Source organism: Enterovibrio norvegicus (assembly GCF_002876705.1).
Taxonomy (GTDB): Bacteria; Pseudomonadota; Gammaproteobacteria; order Enterobacterales; family Vibrionaceae; genus Enterovibrio; species Enterovibrio norvegicus_B.
Window position 1 is genome coordinate 129,875 of record NZ_MDAG01000002.1, and the last position, 23,948, is coordinate 153,822.

19 protein-coding genes and 1 tRNA gene are annotated in these 23,948 nt (G+C 46.1%); 9 read left to right on the forward strand and 11 right to left on the reverse strand.

Features of this window, described 5'->3' with window-relative positions:
* Positions 1 to 96: 96 nt before the first annotated feature.
* Positions 97 to 2,043, forward strand: coding sequence for a DNA topoisomerase III (locus tag BCT27_RS01775; RefSeq protein WP_102394868.1), 1,947 nt, complete (start codon positions 97 to 99; stop codon positions 2,041 to 2,043).
* Between the two features lie 87 nt (positions 2,044 to 2,130).
* Here the strand turns inward: BCT27_RS01775 and BCT27_RS01780 are convergent, their stop codons facing one another.
* Together BCT27_RS01780 and BCT27_RS01785 are read right to left on the reverse strand one after the other, a co-directional pair.
* Positions 2,131 to 3,738 (reverse strand): GGDEF domain-containing protein, encoded by a 1,608-nt coding sequence (locus tag BCT27_RS01780; RefSeq protein ID WP_102319600.1) that lies wholly within the window; start codon positions 3,736 to 3,738, stop codon positions 2,131 to 2,133.
* 240 nt (positions 3,739 to 3,978) lie between these two features.
* A complete protein-coding gene (locus BCT27_RS01785) occupies positions 3,979 to 4,737 on the reverse strand; it encodes a sulfite exporter TauE/SafE family protein (protein WP_102319599.1) in 759 nt (252 codons plus the stop codon).
* Positions 4,738 to 4,981: 244 nt separating this feature from the next.
* Between BCT27_RS01785 and BCT27_RS01790 the strand changes: the two genes are divergently transcribed.
* The 4 genes from BCT27_RS01790 (at position 4,982) to BCT27_RS01805 (ending at position 8,728) form a co-directional block, all read left to right on the forward strand.
* Entirely contained in the window at positions 4,982 to 5,893 is a 912-nt protein-coding gene (locus BCT27_RS01790; protein WP_157939224.1) for a tyrosine-type recombinase/integrase, read from the forward strand.
* Between the two features lie 210 nt (positions 5,894 to 6,103).
* A complete protein-coding gene (locus BCT27_RS01795; RefSeq protein WP_102394870.1) occupies positions 6,104 to 6,772 on the forward strand; it encodes a hypothetical protein in 669 nt (222 codons plus the stop codon).
* 244 nt (positions 6,773 to 7,016) lie between these two features.
* On the forward strand, positions 7,017 to 7,169 hold the full coding sequence (locus tag BCT27_RS25800; protein WP_277871994.1) for a DUF4113 domain-containing protein: 153 nt from the start codon (positions 7,017 to 7,019) through the stop codon (positions 7,167 to 7,169).
* Between the two features lie 335 nt (positions 7,170 to 7,504).
* Positions 7,505 to 8,728 carry a flagellin gene (locus BCT27_RS01805; RefSeq protein WP_102394872.1) on the forward strand — a complete coding sequence of 408 codons (1,224 nt, stop codon included), beginning with the start codon at positions 7,505 to 7,507 and terminating at the stop codon, positions 8,726 to 8,728.
* 169 nt (positions 8,729 to 8,897) lie between these two features.
* On the opposite strand, the gene BCT27_RS25745 is transcribed toward BCT27_RS01805, so the two are convergent.
* The gene (locus BCT27_RS25745; protein ID WP_102394873.1) at positions 8,898 to 9,245 is read right to left on the reverse strand and encodes a hypothetical protein; all 348 of its coding nucleotides are present in this window, start codon (positions 9,243 to 9,245) and stop codon (positions 8,898 to 8,900) included.
* Between the two features lie 355 nt (positions 9,246 to 9,600).
* Positions 9,601 to 10,068 carry a hypothetical protein gene (locus tag BCT27_RS01815; protein WP_102394874.1) on the reverse strand — a complete coding sequence of 156 codons (468 nt, stop codon included), beginning with the start codon at positions 10,066 to 10,068 and terminating at the stop codon, positions 9,601 to 9,603.
* Positions 10,069 to 10,235: 167 nt separating this feature from the next.
* Here BCT27_RS01815 and BCT27_RS01820 point away from each other — a divergent pair, with 167 nt between their 5' ends.
* Positions 10,236 to 11,642, forward strand: coding sequence for a hypothetical protein (locus BCT27_RS01820; RefSeq protein WP_133153359.1), 1,407 nt, complete (start codon positions 10,236 to 10,238; stop codon positions 11,640 to 11,642).
* A 186-nt stretch (positions 11,643 to 11,828) separates the two neighbouring features.
* Here the strand turns inward: BCT27_RS01820 and BCT27_RS01825 are convergent, their stop codons facing one another.
* The 7 genes from BCT27_RS01825 to BCT27_RS01855 all read right to left on the reverse strand — a co-directional run bounded on the left by BCT27_RS01825 (position 11,829) and on the right by BCT27_RS01855 (position 18,844).
* Positions 11,829 to 14,264 (reverse strand): phage/plasmid primase, P4 family, encoded by a 2,436-nt coding sequence (locus BCT27_RS01825; protein WP_133153360.1) that lies wholly within the window; start codon positions 14,262 to 14,264, stop codon positions 11,829 to 11,831.
* A 268-nt stretch (positions 14,265 to 14,532) separates the two neighbouring features.
* On the reverse strand, positions 14,533 to 15,075 hold the full coding sequence (locus BCT27_RS01830) for a hypothetical protein (protein ID WP_102394877.1): 543 nt from the start codon (positions 15,073 to 15,075) through the stop codon (positions 14,533 to 14,535).
* Positions 15,062 to 15,331, reverse strand: a complete 270-nt coding sequence (locus BCT27_RS26030) for a helix-turn-helix transcriptional regulator (RefSeq protein ID WP_102394878.1) — start codon at positions 15,329 to 15,331, stop codon at positions 15,062 to 15,064. The genes BCT27_RS01830 and BCT27_RS26030 overlap by 14 nt, the downstream gene beginning before the upstream one ends.
* A gap of 76 nt (positions 15,332 to 15,407) precedes the next feature.
* Positions 15,408 to 16,133, reverse strand: coding sequence for a hypothetical protein (locus tag BCT27_RS01840; protein ID WP_102394879.1), 726 nt, complete (start codon positions 16,131 to 16,133; stop codon positions 15,408 to 15,410).
* Between the two features lie 364 nt (positions 16,134 to 16,497).
* Positions 16,498 to 16,574 (reverse strand) — tRNA-Pro (locus BCT27_RS01845).
* Between the two features lie 122 nt (positions 16,575 to 16,696).
* Positions 16,697 to 18,571 (reverse strand): DUF3413 domain-containing protein, encoded by a 1,875-nt coding sequence (locus BCT27_RS01850; protein WP_102391044.1) that lies wholly within the window; start codon positions 18,569 to 18,571, stop codon positions 16,697 to 16,699.
* A 54-nt stretch (positions 18,572 to 18,625) separates the two neighbouring features.
* A complete protein-coding gene (locus tag BCT27_RS01855; protein ID WP_017007688.1) occupies positions 18,626 to 18,844 on the reverse strand; it encodes a YejL family protein in 219 nt (72 codons plus the stop codon).
* 76 nt (positions 18,845 to 18,920) lie between these two features.
* On the opposite strand from BCT27_RS01855, the gene yejK reads away from it, so the two are divergent.
* The 3 genes from yejK (at position 18,921) to BCT27_RS01870 (ending at position 23,940) form a co-directional block, all read left to right on the forward strand.
* Positions 18,921 to 19,934, forward strand: a complete 1,014-nt coding sequence (gene yejK, locus BCT27_RS01860) for a nucleoid-associated protein YejK (protein ID WP_102394880.1) — start codon at positions 18,921 to 18,923, stop codon at positions 19,932 to 19,934.
* Between the two features lie 219 nt (positions 19,935 to 20,153).
* On the forward strand, positions 20,154 to 21,431 hold the full coding sequence (locus BCT27_RS01865; protein ID WP_241905154.1) for an Hpt domain-containing protein: 1,278 nt from the start codon (positions 20,154 to 20,156) through the stop codon (positions 21,429 to 21,431).
* Between the two features lie 10 nt (positions 21,432 to 21,441).
* Complete coding sequence (locus BCT27_RS01870; RefSeq protein ID WP_241908486.1) at positions 21,442 to 23,940, forward strand: hybrid sensor histidine kinase/response regulator; 2,499 nt, start codon at positions 21,442 to 21,444, stop codon at positions 23,938 to 23,940.
* Positions 23,941 to 23,948: the final 8 nt, after the last annotated feature.

Sequence of the window (23,948 nt, forward strand, 5' to 3'; positions counted from 1 at the left end):
CTTAACGCAAATAACTGGATGAATATCCAGTTATTTGTTGTTAATAATACGCGATTTCGCTAAATTAACGCCAATACCCTCAGTTTAGATTTCTTCATGGCTCGACTCTTTATCGCAGAAAAACCCAGCCTTGGCCGCGCAATTGTTGCCGCTTTGCCTAAGCCTCATAAAAACAATGACGGCTTCATTCAGGCCGCGAACGGTGACACAGTCACATGGTGTATTGGGCACTTACTCGAGCAAGCCGAACCCGATGCCTATGATGAAAAATACAAGACATGGCGTCTTGATGATCTGCCTATTATCCCTTCTGAATGGCAATTAAAGCCGCGAAAATCTGCCGCGAAGCAGCTTTCTGTTGTGAAAAAACTCCTACGTCAGTTCGATGACATCATCCATGCTGGTGACCCAGATCGAGAAGGGCAATTGCTGGTGGATGAGGTGTTCAGCCACGCGAAATTGCCTGCGGCGAAGAAACAAAAAATCCAACGTCTTTTGATTAACGACCTGAACGTGTCGGCAGTAAAAAAAGCACTGTCAGCATTACGCAGCAACCTTGATTTTGTCCCGCTCTCAGTTTCTGCATTAGCCCGCTCTCGCGCTGATTGGCTATATGGCATGAACATGTCTCGCGCCTACACCTTGCTCGGTAAACAGGCTGGGTATCAAGGCGTGTTATCTGTAGGGCGCGTTCAAACGCCGGTATTGGGTTTGGTGGTTCGACGTGATCGAGAGATCGAGGCTTTCATCCCCAAGCCTTTTTATCAGCTAGACGCAGTGATTCCGTATCAAGGGAGTGACATTTTGGCACGCTGGCAGCCCAGTGAATCCTGTGAGCCTTGGCAAGATGAAGAAGGACGGGTGCTGTCGCGAAAGCTGGTAGAGAACGTTGCGAAACGCATTGAAGGCCAACCTGCAACGGTGACGGAATCGGAGCGCAAGAACAGTAAACAAGCACCGCCTTTGCCATACAGCTTGTCGACCTTGCAGATAGATGCTGCAAAACGCTTTAACATGAGTGCAGCGGACGTATTGTCATGTTGTCAGTCGCTCTATGAAAAACACAAAGTCATCACCTATCCACGCTCTGATAGTCGCTACTTGCCGAAAGGCCATTTTAAAGAAGCGGGGAGCGTGACAACAGCCATCAGTAAAACCGCGTCATCACTTGGTGAGGCGGTTAAACATGCCAACTTATCGCTACGTTCTAAGGCGTGGAACGATGCCAAAGTTGAAGCGCACCATGCGATCATTCCTACGGGTAAGAGCAGCAGTGCGTTAAGCAGCTACGAACAGAATGTTTACGAGTTGATTGCTCGCCAGTATCTGATGCAGTTTTATCCTGCCGCAGAGTATGCCGAAGCCAAACTGCGCTTCGTTATTGCGGGTGGGCAGTTCATTGCGAAAGGTAAACAGCTTATTGTTCAGGGTTGGCGCGTGCTGTTATCCCGTGATAAAGCTGCACAAAAAGACGACATTGAAAGCCAAGTTCCACCGCTGGAAAAAGGCACCGTACTGACGTGTCTGCGTGGGGACATTAAAGATTGCATGACAGAGCCGCCAAGGCATTTCACGGAAGCTACCTTACTTCAAGCCATGACGGGTATTGGTCGATTTGTGCAAGATGCCTCATTGAAGAAAATTCTACGAGAAACGGATGGTCTTGGCACAGAGGCTACCCGTGCGGGTATTTTGGATTTGCTCTTTAAACGCAGCTTGCTTTCACGAGAAGGCAAACAGATTCGGGCGACAGCGTCTGGATGTGGCTTGATTGATGCCTTACCTGAAAAAGCGGCGTACCCAGACATGACAGCGCAATGGGAGCGTCAACTGCATGACATGGCAGAAAAGAAGGGTTCGTATCAGCCCTTCATGACGGCGTTGGAATCTGAACTGTTAGCGCTAATGGGCTCCGTTCGACAAGGGCCAGTGCCTGAGAGCTTGTGCTCATTGCCACAAAGTCCTTCGTCGTTTAGGAAGAAAAAAGGTCGATCATTTTCAAGCAAGAAAAAGGGCTACCAGAAGAAATCGGTGAGCAAATAGTGGCTGACATTTACGGCCAATATAAACGAAAAAATAGCGAAGTTTGCCGCGCTATTTTTTATCAATGACACCTAGAGGCAAATGCCGCTACAAGACAAACGCACAATCTTTGCCGCTGCTTTTGGCTTCATACAAAGCAACATCAGCATCAATGAATAGCTGTTGTTGGTTGCTTGCTCTATCAGGGATCGTGGTTTTACCGCCAATGCTGATGGTAACACATGGCGAAACCGGTGACGTTTCATGCATGATTTGAAGCTTGCGAACGGCATTTAACGCGCGCTGAGCAATGGCTGAAGCACTTTCTGAATCACAGCCAGGAAGCAGATAAACAAACTCTTCACCACCAAATCGTGCAAACAACGCGCCTGCGCGTCTCTCTACTTTGCTTAAAGCGCTCGCCACTTTCATCAAACATAAATCGCCCAATGCATGTCCGTATTTATCGTTGTATTGCTTAAAATGGTCGATATCGACAATCAGCATAGACAGTGGCATGTGATAGCGTCTTGCACGTCGCCATTCCTCTTCAAGCTTCTCGTCGAGCATGCGTCGGTTGGGGACTTGTGTCAGGCTGTCTTCGCGCGAAATTTGATTGAGGCGTTTGTTCGCATTTTCCAACTGCGCAGTGCGTTCTGCAACACGATGCTCCAACGATTGGTTGAGCGCTTTGAGGTCGTCTTGCGCATGTCGTTGTATCAGATGTTGAGACATGGTCACGCCAAGAAGTTTCAACAACTCGCTGTGGTAACTTTTCAACGGTGTCCCCGTCAACAAGTTGTCGCACGCAATCCAGCCAATCGCTTCATCACTGTCCCACAATGAAATGGTGGCATTCCAGCCAACGCCCACTTCTTTGCTTGCGTGATAGAGCGGTGTCCCTTCGTTGATGGTGATATGTTGACGACGGTCGAGTGTCTTTTTCGCGTGATAATGTTCATCAATGGCAGCGGAATACCACTGTTCATTGGTAACAACACCGTGAACGTCTGTGCCATACGTTCCGCGCAAAATACCCGTGCGATTGTTCACCAAGAAAATCGCCATACGGTCGAAATCTAATGCGTGGATGCATTCATAAACAGCGGTATGGAGCATGTTATCAAGGGAGTGAGCATGCCATAAACGCATCGATATTTTATGCAAGATATGCAACTGCTCGAGTAGGCCTTTTTGTGAACGGACCTCTAAGTGCCACTTTTTGAGTGTGAGGTCATGGTGGCTTTTCTCGCGCTCTAACGCGTCATGTTGCAAATGGCCATCAAGTGCACCTGCTATGAAGGTCGCTAGCATCGTAAGCGTCGAATACACATTGGCGTCTAGTGGCTGAGAGAAACGGATGGCAAGGCAGCCAAAAGTGTCTCCTCGCACTGATAAATCGATCAGTAAATGGCTTGAGCCAAGAACATCGATACGTTTATCGGCAGCAAGCCACGTGTTGATCTGTGCCACGGATGTGGAGGTCTCTTTACTAAATGCGATAGCAGGCACGTGAACATGGATATCTTGGTTTTCCATGGCCGTGAGTAAGTGCCAGCTGTTCTCAGAGCCAGAAACGACAAACAATTCGAGGTGGGAAATATCAGCATGGTTGGAGAGTGTTTGGGCGAGCGACAAACAAAAAGAGCTCGTGTCTTTTTGCTGACAAACGACTTCATTCACGCTGAGGCAGAACGCAGAATCCAAAGCTTGCATGCCCGCCAACTCCCTTTTCACGACCAAATTCAAAATGTGATCTTGCTTCTAAAGTATGTAAGGATTAAGTATGACACCTATTGGTATTAGAAATGCCTGAATATCTATCATATACGACTTATATCACAGGTGGGATGGTTGACATGTGATCATGGCAAACACTTTGATAACAAAGAGATGCGAAGTTGTTTCAGGGCTCAATATTACATGACATATAAGATCGATTTATTGTCATTAATTCTATGCACTGTAAGCAAAAACACACCCGACTAACGTCATGATGAACAAGAACCATTTCAAGGTTTTGGGTTTAGCTTTGACGGCAAACTTCACCGCAATCCATGCACCAAACATAGAGCCGGTGGCGAGCAGCAAACCTGGCAGCCAAAGAATCAAATCTTGCCAAATAAATATCGCAAGAGACACTCCCGTGAATGCAAGGGTGCAGACTAGCTTAAGAGCATTACCTCGAACCAAATCGTACCTTAACGTTCCGCACAGTGCGGCTAACAGAACGAAACCTACCCCCGCTTGAACAAATCCTCCATAAAACCCAGCGATGCCTAAACTCAGCCATGATGCAGGCGTGTCAGCCACCTTTTTTATGTCTGCTGCTTCTTCTGGCGCAACCAATGAAGGCTTCACGAGCATAATGAAAGCCATGAGTAACATGGTGCCTAAAAGCAAAGGCTTGATGATGGATGATGGCAACCACGCTGCCGCAGAAGCACCGATAGTGCCACCTAGCAAGGTTGGGATAAGAATAGGGATCAGATCGGAGGTATCCAGTCGCTTATGGTGACGAAAGCCTGCAACACCAGACACGCTTTGCATCATCACGCCCACGCGGTTAGTGGCGTTGGCCACTTCTGCAGGCATACCGAGCACGATCAACGCGGGAATGGTGAGGTTTGAGCCGCCGCCAGCAAGCGTGTTGATGATACCAGCAACAAAACCCAGCACGATGAGTAGAACACCAAATGCTATCGAGATATCCATATCATCAACCTTTGTGTTATGAAGCGAAAACCAGCGCGTAATTCTATAACTTAACATGCTGTAAAAACGGGGCATGCGGCGTTTAAACGAAAAAAGCCCGCAGCGATTATGCTGCGGGCTTTCGAAAAATGGTCGGTCTGAGAGGATTTGAACCTCCGACCCCTGACACCCCATGGGCTACCTATTACAGCTAACCCTATGATCTTATGAGGCTAGTTAGTCATGTGCAATTTGGAGTATGTACATGGCAACGTTCAGAACCCTTCCGAGCGGTAATGTCAACGCGATGATTCGAAAGCGTGGACAGAAAGCAATAACGAAGACTTTTACCTCCTTAGCCGCTGCAAAAAGGTGGGCAGAGTTAGTGGAGTCTGTCGAACCTGTCACCCTTCAATTCATCGGTAACAAGTATTTGGCAAAGCTAAAAGGACGCGGAGGCACGGAGTCTACGACATATAGGCTGCGCAATCTTTGCACTCACTTACCGAAAGACCCTAAGAAAATCAAACCAGAAGACTTGGACGTATATATAGAGGAACGTTCGAGGACTGTCTCTGATTCGACTATCCGCCTTGAGTTGCAACTACTATCTCGCATCATGAAATCAGCTAGGATGGCCAATCCAGTTGAAGGCTATACGTTGCCCAAAGCCGGTAAACCAAGAGAGTTGATACTTACTGCTGAGCAATACAAGCGAATAGTTAATGATATTGCGCCAAAGGTTAAACCGTTAGTCATTCTTAGTTGGGAAACCGCTATGAGACGCAGCGAGATGTTAAGTATCACTACCGACTGTATTGACTGGGATAGACGAACGCTACTTCTGCTCGATACTAAGAATGGACATAGTAGGGAAGTACCATTAAACACGAGGGCATTAAAGGTGTTGCAGGAGGCTTCTCATTTGGTCACAAGTGGCATTTTATTTTCAAGCAAACCATACACAGTAAGCCAAGCATTTAGGCGATCTTGCGACAGACTGGGTTTGCATAAAGCGCTGTGTTTTCATTCTTTGCGACACACAGCGATTACACGCTACGCCAGACTTGGCTTAAACGCTATGCAATTGCAGGTCATCTCAGGGCATAGGGATATAACGATGCTTGCTAGGTATACGCATCTTCAGGCGTCAGACTTGGTTTTCCTGATTGAGTAGAATTACTACAAGGTTTCGGAAGTCAGTAAGGTACCTAGCCTTTTATTTAAAAGAATTAAGGCGTGGAACGACGCGATGCTTTATCTTCTCAGTTCATCACACGGGGGAGGCACTTAACTATTATTGCGAGCTGGACTCGAGGTTAAGCGGACCCCTTCAACTGCAAGTGTCAATAGTAATATTTTGAATTTAAGAGGGAAATGATTTTTCATGGGCAACTTGACCGAAATTTTCAATCAAGCTATTCCCGCAAGCAGCCACTTCGACCTGAACTACAAATTATTGGCTAGTTTGTGTCGTAGTACGGAGTTGGCCATATCAAATTCAATTCAGCACTATGAACAGAATGGTCTTGAATTTGAGGAAATCGATGTCGACCCCGAAACAGGTCCAATTGGCTTTGAGCATTACGATGATATCACAGACCATGATGTCCTAGATCTTGATAGTACGGTGAAAGTTCACTTTCCAAGCATGCAGAGACGGTCCGTTTATTTAACCATATTTGGTGTTTTCGAACATGAGCTAGAACTTTTCTGCAAGCTTATTTCGCGTAAAAACAGTACGAAGATTGAAGTTACGGATTTCAAAGGCTCTGGCATTGAGCGTTCTGCTCTCTATCTGAATAAGTGCATGGATATCAGAGTGTCAACGACAATGTTACGTAAGTTGCAGAAGTTAAGAAATATATGTGCTCACCAAGATGCGAAATACAAACTGCCCGACGGACAAGATATCCAAGAGATCACTACGCTGGTTAATGCGAACCCTGACCTACTGGAGCTCGACCAACTAGAAGGGAAGGTCATTCTAAAAGCAGGCTTTCTCGACTGGGCTTTGGGTGTTATTTATGATTTCTTTCGGGATATTGAACAATGAGCTAGTTGAGAATGCAGCTATAGAGAACATACTCTCCTAATCATTTGCTTTTGCCCGATTATGGTCGAATTTGAGTCCAAATTTCGTCGCGGCGTATTGCTAGAAAACCGTCGCTGTTTGGTCGTGTAGAAGCTTTGCTTCGGAGGATGGGAGTTACTACAAAGTAGAAGGGTTGATCGAACTTAGGAATACTAAACACGTCCAATCGGACCTGTTCAACAACGAACCAGGGAACCCGAACTTGATGAAAGCGTTCGACTGCCTGAACAAGCGATATGGAGAGGGTGCTTTGTTCATGGCTGCGCAGGGTATTTCGCCAAAGTGGGGAATGCGTCGGGAGTATCTGTCGCCGCAGTACACAACGAACTGGAAAAACATCCCCTCAATCAGGTGCTGATACTCTGAAGTATTCCCAGTTAAGCACACTGCTCATTTCAGCTCAAATCAGGGTGTGACAAATAACTAAATTATTGGGTGCTTCAGTCTGTTCCACATGTCCATATTGGTTGTCATTATGAATAAAAGGTTTTTGGGTGAAACTATCTGATTTTAATCGATTATCGGCAGTTTTTTGCCGTTAAAATGGACATGGATGACAGAGTTTGCCACTACGTTGTGAGCGACAGATCTTTTTGTTTGGGAATACACTTCTACTTCCACTTTTTGGTGAATTTTATATTGGTACGGAAATTGCTTTAACCAGCCGTCAGCTGTCTTTATTTTGAGTCGAAAATGGTTGGAATTGCCGTCAATACAAACAAAAACGCAATGGCATTGCAGAAGCATTTGAACAAAACGAATCTTGCTCTTATCGATGATATGAAGAAAGTCTCTTCAGGTTCGAAGATCAACAGTGCAAAAGACGATGCAGCAGGGTTGCAGATTTCAAACCGTTTGATTGCGCAAAAATCTGGTCATGACGTTGCAGTTAAGAATGCCAATGATGGTATCTCTATACTGCAAGTCGCTGAAGGTGCCATGCAAGAGATGAGTGAAATGCTGATGCGCATTCGCGATCTGTCTGTTCAATCGGCTAATGGCAGTTACACAGAAGCCGAACGTACCGCAATGCAAGAAGAAGTCGACAACATATTCGATGAAATGAACCGAGTCAAACAAACGACCAGTTTTGGTGGGCAGCGACTCTTAAACGGCACATTCGAGGGGCGGTCTTTTCAAATAGGAGCTGACAGTGGAGAAGCGATTAGAGTCGAGCTTCCGGAGCTGATTGCCGATGAAGGCTACCGTCAAGATGCAATTGGAGTTTGGCACAGCAAAGGTGGTGCCGTTAAAAGTGATTGGACGGCTGGGGCTGACAACACCTTAATTATCAAATTTCGATATTCCGACTCCCCAATAGAGTCTAACAAGCCTTTCACGGTGGAGGTTCCCGTCAATGAGGGGGACGATTTACAAACTGTCATGACTGCAATCAATGGTGCTGATGAAAGATTCAACGCCTTTATTTCTGACACAGGACAAACGGTTGCTTTTGACCAAGCACTAGACAGCAATTACGTATTGCCAACACTTGTTATGCCGAAGAAGAACTCACCATATCTTTTTGTTGGGTTTGAGGGAACTGCTGCTCTAGAATTGTTCGCGACTGGTAACTCCAGACCGGGAGGACCATTGATGCAAGATACGATTTGGAAATTTGATGTATCGAGCCAAGGCAATGCACAACATACTGTAATTAGAACTGATGAAGTGCTCCGAAAAATAGACCAGCAAAGAGCTAGCCTTGGTGCTCTAGAGAACAGATTTGAAAGTGCAATTGATAATCTATTAAACGCGAAGGAAAATACCGCTGCTTCCAACAGCAGAATTCGTGATACTGACTTCGCAAAAAGTGCGGTTACACTCGCAAAGAGACAAATCAATTCGCAGGCTGGCAGCACAATGCTAGCCCAAGCGAACAAAACGCCGGAAGGTATATTGAGTTTACTTTCATAGCGCACGGTAAGAAGGGAAATGCGTGCGGCATCGACTGAATGGTTTTAGTGGTCAATTCAGAGAAAACAAAAAAGTTTCCTGACTTTTAAAATTGGATAAATTTCCGATGGGCATATTTTGACCCAGGGGAGGGGGTGTTGCCGGTGGTCCCGCCCCTCCCTTGACTGGGTTATCGCTTGGATGCTTGTTGCTCTAGCCTATCATCGAGACGACGAGTTAGCTCTTGAAGGCTAAGCGATATCTCCATCTGGGTTATCTCTATTCGTTCGAATGATTCACGGAACGCGCGCAAACTGGCTTGGTGTGAACGATCTAAAAAGAGTTTGGTCTCCGAAAAGCGTGTCTGTTTCGTTTCGGCGAATTCAAACCGAGACGTAGTAGCCTCACCTATTTGATGTGGCTTGCCATCGAGTTCCTCAGAAGTTGTGGCACTGGCAGCTAAAGCTACTGAAAGGAACAGGATTGAACAGGCAATGTTCGAAGGCTTCATTGGGGCGAATGGTATCGTACGTTGCATTTCGTATCTCCGTAAACGAAAAAACCTCGCGAGTGCGAGGTCAGTAAAAGGTATGATTTGTCGGCGTTCAGTGTGCGATTAGCCACTATGGCCATTGTACCGCACTTCACAGCTCTGCTTTCGTCTCTGTTGTCTGTTTGCGCTTATCGTCGCATCAAAAGTTTGGATTATGGCGGTTTCGGACGAATTTCAAAGCTCTCCGATTTATGCGCTTTTTATGCACGTAATATTCAGACCAAAATGACAGTAATTTGTTGTTTATACAGGTTTCTGTCATTTTCGACGACGAGTGTCTTTCGCGCAGTGCGGCTTACATTCATTATGTTAAATACGGTCATTATTTAACAAATTATCTCTATCTCGGCAGGGCTGAGCTTTCTTCTGCTTCTTTCTCTACTTCTTCCAACAAGAACGCCAGTGGGTGATGTGCATCACCAGACAATTGAATGTGTTGTTTCGGGTTCCAATTCTGACGGTTTCGGCATTTAAGCCAGAATTCCATCGCACGAACATCAGCGGGCAACTCTTCTACCGTATCAATCACTTCTCCCTTCAATGTTACTCGCTGCTTCTTTATTGTCGTCCCTACTGCGCGTTGAAACAGGCAATAGGCAACTTCAGCATCTGCCTTCATCTTACCGTTGCGTTTGGCTTGCTCGAATTCAGGGTGAAGCTTCCCCCAGTGATGGATAGTGTCACGATGAACCTCAAAAAAGTCCGCTAGGTCTCGGTCACGAGCGCCTAAGAGGCAGATCTTGTAGGCTTGCTGCGCGTATTCCGGCTGGTACTTATTGTTGTTTAAGTTTCCGTAAGGAGCCGGCATGTAAGATTCCTTATGTCAGAGGTGCTGAATTTTACCCCGCTTCACTATATCGAGGTATAGGGTATGTGTCGGAGTTAACTATTAGGTCTCTGATACTGTAAGTGAATATATATTTGCTCATTGAAGTTTCTATAATAACATATTTAGATCAGTTGGTTACGAGCGAAATGATGAATCTGTATGGGGATGCAGCCATAGAGCTGAAGTCCAAAGGTAAGAAAGTATGGAATGAGTGGGTTGAAAACAACCCAGATGCTAATGTGGACTTTTCGAATTCAACCTTTGATGAGAATTTGGGGGATTTTTCTGGCTGCAAATTCCCGCTAGGAAACGTTAGTTTCAATTCAGCGAAGTTTTTGAAAGGGGCGAAGTTCAATGGGGCCGAGTTTAAGTCAGGATTGGTGACTTTTTCATATGCTACTTTCTCTGGTAGTTTGACTGATTTTAGGAGAGTAGATTTTGGCGACAGTGTTGTTCTGTTTGAAGGAACCATCTTTTCTTCCAGCGAGGTAGACTTTTCGAAGGCGACATTTAATCGTAAATGCGACTTTGGATTTGCAAAGTTTGAAACAGAAAATTCAAGTTTTAGTGAGGCCAGATTTAATTCGGATACTGCTGATTTTAGCTTTGCAATGTTCCTTGGCAGACGAGTCGACTTCTATGGTTGTGCGTTTGATTGCGACGTTTTGTTCTTTCAAACCTCATTTTTAAGTCATGCCGTTGATTTTCAGCGCTTAACATCAAAGGGGCAGGATGTATCTTTTCGCGAAGCTAGGTTTTCCGACGATTCGGTTGTGAATTTTAGTGATTCGAATTTCGATGTTGAAACACTAGACTTTAGCTGCGCTGATTTTGGACGTCACGTTAACATGACTGCTTTAAATTTTAGTGAAAGGCTGAAGAGTTTTAGCTTAAGGAATTCAGTTTTTAAAGGGAGTTTAGAGCTTTCCCTACAAAACGCAGCAGCAGTTGTGCCAGACTTCGTCGGTTCAAAAACTTCCAGCCACACCTCCCTACAAGGTTTGACAATCAAATTGCCAACCTCTGTGTTCAGAAAAGCAAACGATGTGGATGATGCACATAAACTGCGACGTCTCAAGGAAATAGCCGAAAGCAACAAAGACCATGAGGCAGCCTTGCGCTTTCACGCTGATGAGATGAGGGCCAAGCGCTGGCATTCACTTGGTACGGGGGCGAGCTTACTTGATGCATTTTTTGATTTCACAAGCCGCTATGGACAAAGTATTGCAAGACCGGTCATTGGCCTGCTTCTATGCATGATCGGTTTAACGTTATATACAGTTGGCTTTGCGCCATTCACATCGAATTGGCTTAGTAATATGGTGTCGATAGATTGCCAAACTTGGCTAAATGGCTTGGATGTAGCGTTAAATAAAACCATCCCATTTCTAGGCAGTGTAAAAACGGAAGGCAAACAGGCTTATGATGCGTTGCATGACTCAGGGGTACTTCCAGAAAGCTATGGTGCAGTTAGCACGTTGTTTTTCGCATTGCCCAGCTTTGCCTTTCTGTTCTTAATTGGTCTGGGTTTAAGGAATCGATTTCGAATCTAAAACGACGCAAAGCAAAAACTCTCCGCTTACGCGGCGCTGTTGCTTCACGTCGGTGGAGGGTTTGGTGGAAAAAGTGATGTTTTTACGGCTAAGCTTTTCGTATATAAAACATAGTGTCTGACTGAAGTGGTATTTTCCAATGTAGAAATGTAGTCAGATTTACTCCACTTTTTCCACCAAGGGCTGTTAGGCTGCCTTAATTCCCAAAATCGTGGCTGTGCGGGACGTCAACCCACTGAAGACGCGATACCCTCCATAGAGTGAATCAGCGTTGCCAAGGGCCTCCATCTGCTGCATGAACGTCGCTTTTTTGTAAGCTCGGACGCCACACCGAATACACCAGTCACGGTACAAGCCATACCCCTCGGACACCTTCAATGGTTTCTTCATGTTCCCGTCGCCACGAAGCTCGATATAGTTATCATCGTGGTCGTTCAGCCACCCCTGTACGCTGTTGCCTTCGGCCTTCCATTTAACCAGGCACTCGGAATGAGCTGGTGAGAGGTAAATGCCATTTGCCAAATAGTCTTCCACTCCCTCAATTGCCCATGAGAGGATTGCAGGCAGTTCTTCAGCTACGATTCGTTCAAGTAGGCTAGGGTCACGCTCTGATGCTGGCTTAGTGTTGTTGAAATGGAAGATAGCCCAGCGACGGTAGAACCCCTCAGAATGATCCGTTGTCTTCGGGAAAAAGTTACCATTGAACCAGTTTGTGGCTCGCGGAGTGTAAGTAAACACCTTGCCATATGGCTCACGTGCACTGATTTTGTCACCACCAATGATTGATTTGAAATCTGCACTTGGGATGGGTTTGTCCTTATCCAGCTCTGGGACGAGATTAAAGCGCTTACCTGCGAGAGCTGCGCGTTGATAGGCATCATCCATAAACATCGGTGAAACTGAAGCAACAGCAGTATCAGGCAGCATATTAGCTAGTACCTTCAATAATACCGACTTACCTGACCCCGCTTGGCCGAAAAGCATGATGGCCAATTGAAGCATTGGCATTACACCAAAAAGGGATAAACCAAAGCACATGCGAAGTTGGCGAACCTGCTCATCTGAGTGGCAACCCGCGAATGCCTCCGATAGCATTTTTTGGAACGATTTCGCTTCAGTGCCTTTTGCTGCAGGGTTAAACGTCAAGCGATGACGGGCGCGATGCAGTGGGTTAGCCTCTTCCAAGATAATGGTGCTGCCTTTGATGCACAGGAACCCGCTTGGCGTGTTTACTCCGCAAGGTGCCTCCTCAAAGAAATCTTGCTCCTCCTGAAGGTCATACGCAAAGCCTGAGATTGATTTGTAGTCTGGAACGCGCTGGCATAAGTCTTGAGTATTGAATCGTAGAGAGACCTCAGTGCCGAGCTTTGAAAGCGTCTTCTCGACCCAAACACCGGCGCTTTCCTGATAGGTCCACATGCTGCCATATGCCCCAACCATCTCGGTATCCCCGCATTTTTTTACTAGTTCTCGTGCAATATCACCATGACTAAGCCCATCCGTGTTCTCAGCAGCTTGAATCTCACTGATATGGGCATACATATCTTTAAATGTCACCCCTGTTAGCTTCTTCAACTCTTTCATATGGCGTGATTTGAACAGTGTTTTTGCCTCGATGATCCGTTTTATCGCTTGGTCAAATGCCCACGCGTCATCAGGGTCGGTACGAAGACATTCGATAGCCTCTTCAAATAGATTGATTGGCTTTCGCGGTTCAATAATGTTTTCATTCATTACCTTGGCAACGGCACCGTTACCATGCTTAATGGCAAAATCATTCCAGTCGGTGCCTTCTGATGGGCTTTGAAACGTTGGCATCGAGTAAGGCAAGTCCTCTTTCTCAAACAGCTTCTCTGCGGTTTCCTTTCCTTTATTGCCTTTCCCTTCGGCCTCTTTAGCGGCATCGTTATCGGCGGCCACGATGACCTTGGAATCAGGAAACAGCTCTTTGACGATGGGCGCTACGACTAAAAGGTTATTTGCATTGAAGGCACAAACGACAGTTTTACCTGTAGCGTCATAGACAGTGGCTGCAGTAGCAAAACCTTCGGCAATGTAAACGGTATCAGTATCACCTTCGAACTTGAACATGCCGCCTTTCGTCGTCCCTCCTGTCATAAAGAACTTGGAGCCATTCCCCGTGATAGCCTGAAGAGAGACAACAGAACCGTCTTTATCCTCAAGAGGAATGAGCAGTACGTCGTCTAGTGAACCTTTGCTCTCAGGGTTATCAAAAAATTCAGCGCATGGGATGGATGATTTCCACTTTGCCCCTTTGACGGAGATATCGCCTTTGCTCTTGACGTAAGGGTGACAACCTTTAGCGGGCTCTGCTGACTGAACCACAATAGCTGCATATTGAGCGCGAGACTGCGCTGCTTTCTTTGCTGTTTCCTTGGCAGCATGGAGAACTTGTTTGATTGCCAGCCTATCTTCCAAAGAAACTGAAGTGTGGTTGTTTGAGCACCATGTATGTTGCTCACCAGATCGCCAGCACCCGAATACACCCACGATGATGCCATTTGGATTAGTGTGGAGGACGTAATAACCTGACTTGTCGCTCGGTTTACCATTGCTGCTGAAACGGTGAAGACGGCCGCGCCAGTAGATCTTGTGGCGCAACCAAACCAGCTTGCTCGATTGCCTGTGTGAATTTTTGGATCGTCATATGATTTCCTTTGCGCCCCTATGTTCAGAGGCGCATACAATACGATTAGAGGGTGATCAGCAGCTCTACTGAGCTGGACTTGGCTAAAGTTTGCGGTGTCTTAGATTGGCTGCTTTGAATCAGGTCAGCTTGTTCCTGGTCAGGGTGATAAAGCTCTCCAGAAGCGTCTAAATATCGGAGATAAGCCTCGTGCGTGAATAAATTACTTCCCATTGGAATCCCTCAGGCTGCCATCGGCAAAAACTCAAAAGAGCGCTGCTCTTTTCCGACCTTGATAGGCACTTGATGGCGAGTTTCGCTAGAAAGGTATTTGTCTCGGTTGGTATCAGAGATGAACCAGTACGTTGGATGTTCGCTATCTCCCTTAGCACACTCAACTTCACAGCCAATATGGTGACGAATGAAGTACACAACACGGTAAGCATTCGCTTCAGAAACGGTCATCAGCGCAATATCCACTTCAGTTAATTTTTGACCGCGAAGAAGCATGTTGTGAAAGATGTCCCATGCGACCGATTTCCAGCCCTTTCCCTTCGGAAGAAACTGCTTATACACTTTCATCTTGTTTGCTTGTGAGGTGGAAAAGAAATCATGTGGACGTGCATAGCCAGTACGTTTTTCAGACTGTTTCCTGACAGAGGAGTTAGTGCTGGTAAAGTCAATTGTTGGGTTCGATCCGCCTTTGTTCCCTGAACTAACGATGTAGGGATATTTGCGCATACAGGTTCCGGCGGCTTTTTCTGCAAAACTATCAATGATTACCATAAAATTGTCCCTCAATACGTTTTTTCCGATTTGAAATTATTTCACCAACAAATTTGGCTATCTCGGCATCAGAGTAACCGCAGTATCTTGCTTCTAGAATTGACTCAATTTCGCTCACGAGCCACGCTTTTGAGCGAGGAGCCAAGTTTATGCTTGATGGGATTAGCCCCTTTTGCACATGGCGGTATAGGGTCGAGAGGGAAACGCCAAGCATCTGACATGCTTGGCTTGGATTTAAAAGGTTGGGAGTGCTCATTGCTTCTCATTTCCTCGTTGTTAAAGAACGTGAGAAGCATTAAATGTCATAACGTATCAAGGGTGGGGGATCACCACTATTTGTTTACCTGATCCCTTGCTTTTCTCTTAATATCCTGAATGAGTTCGTGGGAGATTTGGATGTGGTGTAAGGCTTCTGGCACTTTATCTATGTTTCTCAAAAAAAGTTCAGCGATACGATTAGATAGGACAAGCTCTGCACAGCTTTGCTGGTGAGGTTCAATATCGGAAAAGACATATTCTCGGAATTTTCGTCGGCATAGTTTTAATTGAGTCGGGTAGTCTGCGCCATCCGAGATCTTAAATCCCAGAGCTTCCGCCAAAGCCATCCTATCCATTTCGTTGTTCCAATGTTCTGGAAACAAAATACTGTAAGCGATGATCAACAAGCCCTTGTGAGCAGCAATCAACGGACTTTTTTTTGTTGGGTTGGCATATGCCAAGCTGATTGGAGCGCGGGTGGGATTACCTTGAGCATCCCCACAGCTAAGTGTGTGTGTAGCTAGTGCTAAAAATTCAAAAGCGTCTATCTGGACTTCATGTAAATCAGATTGCAATGCATTGATTATTTTATCTGCCCCGTTCTTAGCAGACTGAAGATATAGATCGGTCGGAACCGGAATAGTTACGCGATCACCAATATATCTTCTTTGGCTATCGAATTGAGCGTCGTCTAATGGGTATTGCACTACTCTTGACTCATTGCTGGCGGGGACTTTTTCAAAGCCAAGTCCTAGGTTTTTGAAATCGAGTTTTAGTTTGTTAGTTACGAAGACCTTCAAATTGCTTTCTACCTTTCTGCATAGAGGGGGCTAAGTGGCGAGGAGGTTATCCTACTAGGGGAAAGGTCGAGTTGACTTGAGGCAAATGTTAATGATTGAAATTGGGAAGGTTTACCACTAGTGACGGCTGCGGTAACGGCAAACCATCGACTTTTAGAGCAAGCTGTCAGGCAGAGGTCTTGGAGCTGCTTAACTACGGCAGGTACAAAAAAAGCCAGCAAACGGAATGCTTGCTAGCTTATTTGCGCCTGAAAGGCGTATGCACCAACTAAGAGTGAGTGTACACGTGGTGTGTACATGTACACGTTTGATGCTTTAAGATAACCAATCACAACAACCTATGTGACTGATTAACCTCGAAAAATGGTCGGTCTGAGAGGATTTGAACCTCCGACCCCTGACACCCCATGACAGTGCGCTACCAAGCTGCGCTACAGACCGACTAACTGAAATTCATGTTACGAACTGAGTGTTAATGTGTCAATTGTCTTTATTCATTTTCTCTGGGCGATTCAACCAGTTGGATAAGGAATAAAAAAAGCAGCCGTTGGGCTGCCTTCTTTTTATTGTTCTTCTGGGTGATAGAACCGTTTTAGTTCGTGCATGACTTGCATTAACACGGACAGCTGCGGTTTCCCTTCTGGCTGTTGTTTATAGTTGCTGTCGTAAACACGGTAATTACCAAACTTGTCCACCACAGTGGTTTTGTCTGGTTGCACCACAACGATATCTCGGCTGTCTCCCGCGAGCACCCATTTACGTGGCTTGTCAGCAAGCTCAAAAATATTGCGACCACTGGTGTAAAGCTCCGCAGGGCTATCAACCGCCAACATCGACTCCATCAAGGTTGGCACGATATCGAGGTGTGAACTGTATGCCTCGATCACTTGTGGGGCTTTGTTTGGCCAATGCACAACCAATGGCACTTGTAACTGATATTTGCTGTAGTTGGTGTTGGCACCCCAACTGTTCGATCCTGTCTCGTTAAACTCAGTCCCGTGATTGGCGGTCACAATGACGATGGTGTTATCGAGTTGTCCGTTGGCTTCAAGAGAATCAAACAGGTCGCCTAGCAATTCGTCGACATAATACGCCGCGTTGTTGTAGCTGTTTTTCAGCACCAAGGCAGTATGGTCGCCAACACTCGCCAATTCATTGTCGAGAGAGGGCTGGAACGGGCGTGTATAGTCCCCGCCTTGTTCATAATTGGTGACGCTTTTAAGCTCTAAATAGGCGAACCAAGGGGCTTTCGTGTCAGAGGCATTGACCCACGTGTTGAGGGCATCCGTTGCTTGATCGTCAGCAACCCACGACGCTTTTTCTTCAAAACGCTGTGCGGTGTCTAAATGCTTACCAAAGACGCTTTGGTAATAAATCGGATTGCTGAAGTTGTCTGCGCTGAAAAGCCCAAACGCATATTTCTTATTGTCGAGTGTATCGATAAGCAAAGGGCTTAGTCCCTCTGTTCTCGCGCTTTGAGCGTAGCTACCTGGTAGACCATAAAACAAACCAAAGATGCCAGCCATTGCATCATTGCTGGTGCTGAAGTGGTGCTCGAATTTGGCGTTATTATTGGCAAATTCATTGAGGCGAGGCATCACAACAGGATCAAGCATGTCGGCGCGAAGGCTTTCTACCATCACGACCAACAGGTTCTGGTTGTAGCTGTTCGCATTGGAGGCGAAAGAGACACTGTCCAGTGGATAACGGATCACTTCGCTATCTTGCTGACCGAGTTCATCTCGGCGTGCTTGGTACTCTTGACGGTCAAGCAGACCGTATTTCTCCATGAAGGTTTTTGCCGTCATAGGATAAGAAATTGGGAAATTAGAACGCTGCGCCGTCACAGGGCTATATAAGAAAGCATCTGCCCATATGTGGATCAGATGACTGCCAATGAAGCAAAGCGAGAACACGGTGGCGATAGGCACACCAACACGCTTACGCGACAGCTTACGCAGTTTGCGCCATACCCATTCAGACATGGCAATTTCGAGCAAGAAAATCGCGGGCACGACGACAAACAAGTATTGCCAGTGCGCGTTCATGTCCGTTTTTTCACCGCTCAACAACAGCTCCCACACCAAAGGATTCAGGTGCAGGTGCAGTGTTTGATACGCGTAGATGTCCAGCAATAACGCGGTCAGTCCGGCAGTGGCTACGAGCACTGCAAACAGACGCATTAAGCGCTGCGACGGAATGATAAAGCTGGCAGGGAAGATAATCAGAATATAGACAGCGAAAACCAGAAAGCCGAAATGACCTATCCACGTAAAAAGTTGATAAGTTTGTCCAATCAGGGTTTCTGGCCAACCCGACTGAGCGATATAACGTGTGCCCAGCAACATGGCTGCAATGATGTTAAAAAAACTAAACCAGTGTCCCCAGCTGATAAGCTGTGACACTTTATCCCTGTAGGTATTTCCGCTGTCTACCATAAAGGTCAATTCTTCTCTTTATTCTTACTGCGCGATATCCGAATTAACGGCTTATTACTCTGTATCGATTGAAGACACGAGAGCTTGAGCAAATTTTTCCGCGATAATTTTACGTTGCGCGGCTGGCAGGTTGTTATTGATCAAATTTGTCGCAATATTACCAACAACCATCAGCGATAAGTCAGTTGATGCTTTGTGCTTTTCAAGAACATTGACCACATCGCTCAGGATCTGTTCAACGTTTTTATCTTGATATTTAGAAGTAACAGGCATAGAAACTCTTGTCTTGTGTCATCAGAAGCCGCGTATAATACCCCACACTCTAGTCTGACTTAAAATGTTTTCAATTATGAGCCTCACGCTTTCAAACGTAATTCTTCATCAACTGAAAAAAGATGGTGAAGACACGCTGGTCGTTCAGCTACGCGATCAACTGTTAAACCATTCTCCTTCAACGGAAAATTTAATCAGTGAAATCCACCGCATTTATAACGCAAAAGCCGGAAAAGGTTTTGGTCAATTTGCGCAAGAGAGTGACGTATCTGCGTGGCTGAAGGCCTGTCGCAAGCAAGAAATGGATTTTTTAACCTTTTCTTCTCAAACAGCAGAGCGTTTGAAGACGGAACTTTCAAAGTATCCTTTTGCTGATGAAGGGGTTTTGGTATTGGCAGAATACCGTTCACTTGCGACTGAATATTTGTTCATTGGCCTTTTAGAATCGAAAGCCAGCATGAAAGTGACCGATGATCTGGAAATCAGCTCAACGGATTACCTTGATGTGGCAAAAATGGACATCGCTGCACGTATCGATTTGTCGACCTGGGAAAGCGATGCGGATTCAAACCGCTACCTCACTTACATCAAAGGCCGTGTTGGCCGTAAAGTGGCGGATTTCTTCCTCGATTTCATGCAAGCCGAAGTGGGCATGGACACCAAACAGCAAAACTTGGTGCTGATGCAAGCTGTCGAAGATTACTGCGCAGATTCGCGTCTTGAAAAAGATGAAAAGCAGCAATACCGTAAGCAAGTTTACGATTACTGTAATGGCCAATTGCAATCTGGTGATGAAGTCATTGTAAAAGAATTGGCGGGTGAACTGCCTAAAAATGACCAAGGCGTGGATTTTTACCAGTTTGCGTCAGAGCAAGGTTATGAGCTTGAAGAAAGCTTCCCGGCGGACAGAACCTCAATGCGTAAGCTCACGAAATTCGTGGGTGGTGGTGGCGGCCTTTCGATTAACTTCGACAGCATGCTGCTAGGCGAACGCATTTTCTACGATCAAGACACAGATACACTCACCATCAAAGGCATTCCACCTAACCTCCGTGATCAACTTACGCGCCGCCTAAACGTTGAAGAGTAAATCTTGCTGATTTATCAATAAAAATGAAGTCGCTTATTGCGGCTTTATTTTTATATACTGCTATGCAAAAACACGCACAACATTTGCAAAATTGGGCAAAGTTTCTAACTTAAAGAAAGCATATCTAGAAAAGCTTACATAGTTAGTTTTAGCGCTGGCAGATTAATGGTTTAGGTAGTGAACAACACACAAGCTTAAGCCTTTTTTAAAGGAACTCCTGTGATATCAAAGTTATCCATGTTCGCCTTGAACAGTCGGAAAAAAACAAGAAACAGCCAACGTCTCCAACTGAGTCGGCTTTCGATGTTGGTATGGGTGCTTTTTTTCATCTCTTTTTTCTACGCGATGGCGACCTACAAAGAGATGTATCACGTTAAAGAGCACGCTACGCATGTTGTGAAGCTCAATAACGCGGCGCAGCAGTTACGACAAGCCGTGTCGGCCTCAATGCTTAATCAGCAAATTGAGCTCTCGAACATTGAAAAAGAAATCCAACATTTTCGTTATCTGCTGCTGCAGACTAAATCCCACACGATTGACGATCAGTGGAGCGATATTCAAAGCACCTTGTTAGATGCTGATGCATTCGTGGAAGATGTGGATAATTTGCTCGCTTCCATCTACTCAGTCGCGAATGTGACCAAGAAACTCAAACAACTCTCCGAATCAGAAATCAGTGTCGATCAACAATTGTTGTATCAAAGTATTAGTAGCTACCTACTTTATGAATTGCACGGGTTAAATGATTCTGGAACAACCCGCCGTGCAGACCGTTTTAATGAATACATTGCTTCGTTAGAAGCCATGCTTGCTGAGCGTTCAAGTAAGCCTGCGAGTGTCGAGGTTTACGCCCTATATACCGGTCTAGAACGGTTGAATCAGCAGTTGGAAAACGTTGATAGCATTATGAATCATCGTTTCGTTAGAGCGATGACGCAACAGCAAACCTATTGGACCACGCAGGTCATCGCGTTGTTAGATCGCACATTGCTGCTGTTCGGCATCGCGTTTTTGTTTCTCGCTGCGCAGGTTCTTGTTCGTTATAAACTCGAAAGATTGTCGACCAATTTCTCGCGAAAAATGCCACCGATATCATCCGAAGATATTGGCTTTATTCAGAACGATGCGGTGCAGTACGACCAGTCAGTGTTTGAAATCGAGAACTTGATGGAGCAACTAGAGGGCGACACTGATGCTATTGATGCCGTTCTCGGCATGTTTGTCGAAGAGCATAAAACGGACGGCGAGAAGCTCCAGACGTTTGCAAAAAACGACGATGTAGAAGGTACGCGCGGATTGATCCACAGCATGAAAGGGGTCTCGGGTAATATTGGCGCGTATGCGATGCAGCATTTTTGTATCCGGCTTGAAAAAACGCTGTCAGCGGGTGAATCACCCGACAAGCGTGTGGTTGAACAATTCGACCAATTGTTAGCACTTACTATCAAAGACGTGCTGAGCGAGATGGAAAACCTGAATAAAACGACCACTTCCTGAGGCTCAATCCGTGTTTAAAAATGATATTCCTTGGTACAAAACGATCAGCGTTAAAGCATTATGGATCCTCGGGCTTATGCTGGCGGTTGTGGTGGTGTCCATTGTGTATGTGCTTGAAACAACGGGTGACAGTATGGTGCGTGACAGCGCCAATCAGCGGGTTGAAGCGCAGGTTGAAACCGTTGCGCAAAGCCTCGGACAGCTCTCAAATAACATTGGAACTGTTGCCCTTACCATTGCCGATATTCTGTCGGTCGATGACACGGAAGCCCAAATTGAACAAAAGCTTGCGACGCTGCTGAGCAATGCCAACATCAAGAATGTGGTCGCAAGTGGTGGCTTCTGGCCTGAACCGTACCTTTATAATCCATCAAAAGCGAAAGCATCGGTGTTTATCGCCTTTAACGAGGACGGGTCCTATCGACGCGTAGCCGATTACAACGATGCATCTGCGCGCCCCTATCAAATAGAAGAGTGGTACGCGCCTGCACGTTGGTCTGTGCCAGGCTCAGCGTATTGGTCTCGCGCTTACATCGACCCTTACACGCAAGAACCTATGGTGACGTGCAGTGTGCCTATTTACGCTGAAGGCGTTTTCTTTGGTGTTGTCACCATCGATGTGCGGTTGGCTGAACTTCAGGCATTTTTAACCCGCAGTGGGCAAAAACTTGGCGGCTACCTTGCCATGTTTGACCGAAGTGGACGCTTAATGTCAGACGCAGAATCGGTGACGCAAGGGAGCCCAAGGTTTGGCCCATTGCCCACTGCGCGTGAAATTGCTGCTAGCGAACCGCAGTTTTCTGAGCTTGCTTTAGTCATCAGTGTTGCAACGCAAGGTGACCACCTTGTGCGCCAAAGCAACCACAAGCTGCAAACCTTAGCGAAATCCATGGTGCAAGCGTCACCAGACATTGATATTGGCTATGCGTTGTCAATCGCGTCGGAAATGGTTCCTGATGAGTCATTGTTTCAAGGCTCTGAAAGGCTCTTTACGCACCGTCTTCAAAACGATCCCATGCTTCAAGAGCCAACCTTGGTATTTGGTCGCATTTTACCCGCGTCAAACTGGATGCTTGTCGGTGCGCTCCCTGAACGTTTATTGCTGGTAGAGGCGACAACATTAAAGAATGATTTATTTTTTGCGATGGCATTGGTTGGCATTTTGCTAGTAGGTGTAACGTATGCAGCGATTCACTTTTATGTTGTTAGGCCAATGGCGAAAGTGCGTCTTGCGCTGATCGAACAGCGCGGTGATGGTCCTTTTTCTCCGATTGACTACACAGAACAAGATGAGTTGGGCATGTTGGTATGTGAGTTTAACGACATCAGTACCGATCTTGTGGATGCCCGGGAAAAAGCGTTAGATGCGGCGCGTGCCAAGCAGTTGTTTCTTGCCAATATCAGCCATGAAATTCGAACGCCAATGAACGGTATTCTTGGTGCGACCACTTTGATGCAAGACGAGCCGATGACGGGGAAGCAGGCCGAGTATTTGTCAGTGATTGCTCACTCTTCTCGTGGTTTGATGTCACTCATCAATAACATTCTTGATTTCAGTAAGATGGAATCCAATCACCTGAAACTGGAAGAAGCGCCTTTCGACTTAGAACAGGTCGGGCGCTATGTGCATGATCTGATGCTGCCAACGATCAAAGACAAGCATCAACTCTGCTTTGAATATGAGTTTGATGAGCACTGTCCACGCCGTTTTGTGGGGGATGCACACCGTATTGAACAAGTGATGTTGAACTTGGTGTCTAATGCACTGAAATTCACCGAGAACGGTTTGGTGAAATTGAAAATTGGTGTCAGTAAGCAAGGTGGTTTGTATTCCGGTGTCGTGGTTCGCGTAACGGACACTGGGGTAGGCATTCCCTCTGACAAGTACAAGCTGATCTTTGATGAATTCCAGCAAGCGGATGCATCAACCACGCGTCGATTTGGTGGTTCAGGCCTCGGTCTCGCCATTACAAAGCAACTGGTTGATCTGATGGGGGGAGACATTTCAATTGCGAGCAAGGTTGGGCGGGGTAGTCAATTTGATGTTTCTCTGCCGCTTCAAATAGAGAACGATGTCTCGAACGAAACGGCGCAGGCATTGATAAGCCAACACTTAGATGCTTTCTCAGGAAAACAGTGCTTGCTGGTGGAAGACAATGCCATTAACCGGATGATTGCAGAGAAAATGTTATCTAAACTTGGCTTTTCTATTGATATCGCAAGAGACGGTGTGGTGGCGCTGGAAAAAGCAGCGTTACGCAGTTACGACATCATTTTCATGGATATTCAAATGCCACGAATGGATGGGTTAGAAGCCACACGCCAAATTCGAGCATCGCAAAATATGAATCAAAGTACGCCGATTGTGGCGATGACGGCGAACGTGCTGAAAGATGATATTTGGCGTTGTATCAGCAATGGCATGCAAGGACACATAGGAAAACCGTTGCGTGAAAATGACATCTACGCAGCGTGCGTTAAAATCATGTCTCATGAATTTGAATCGTAAATTGAAGG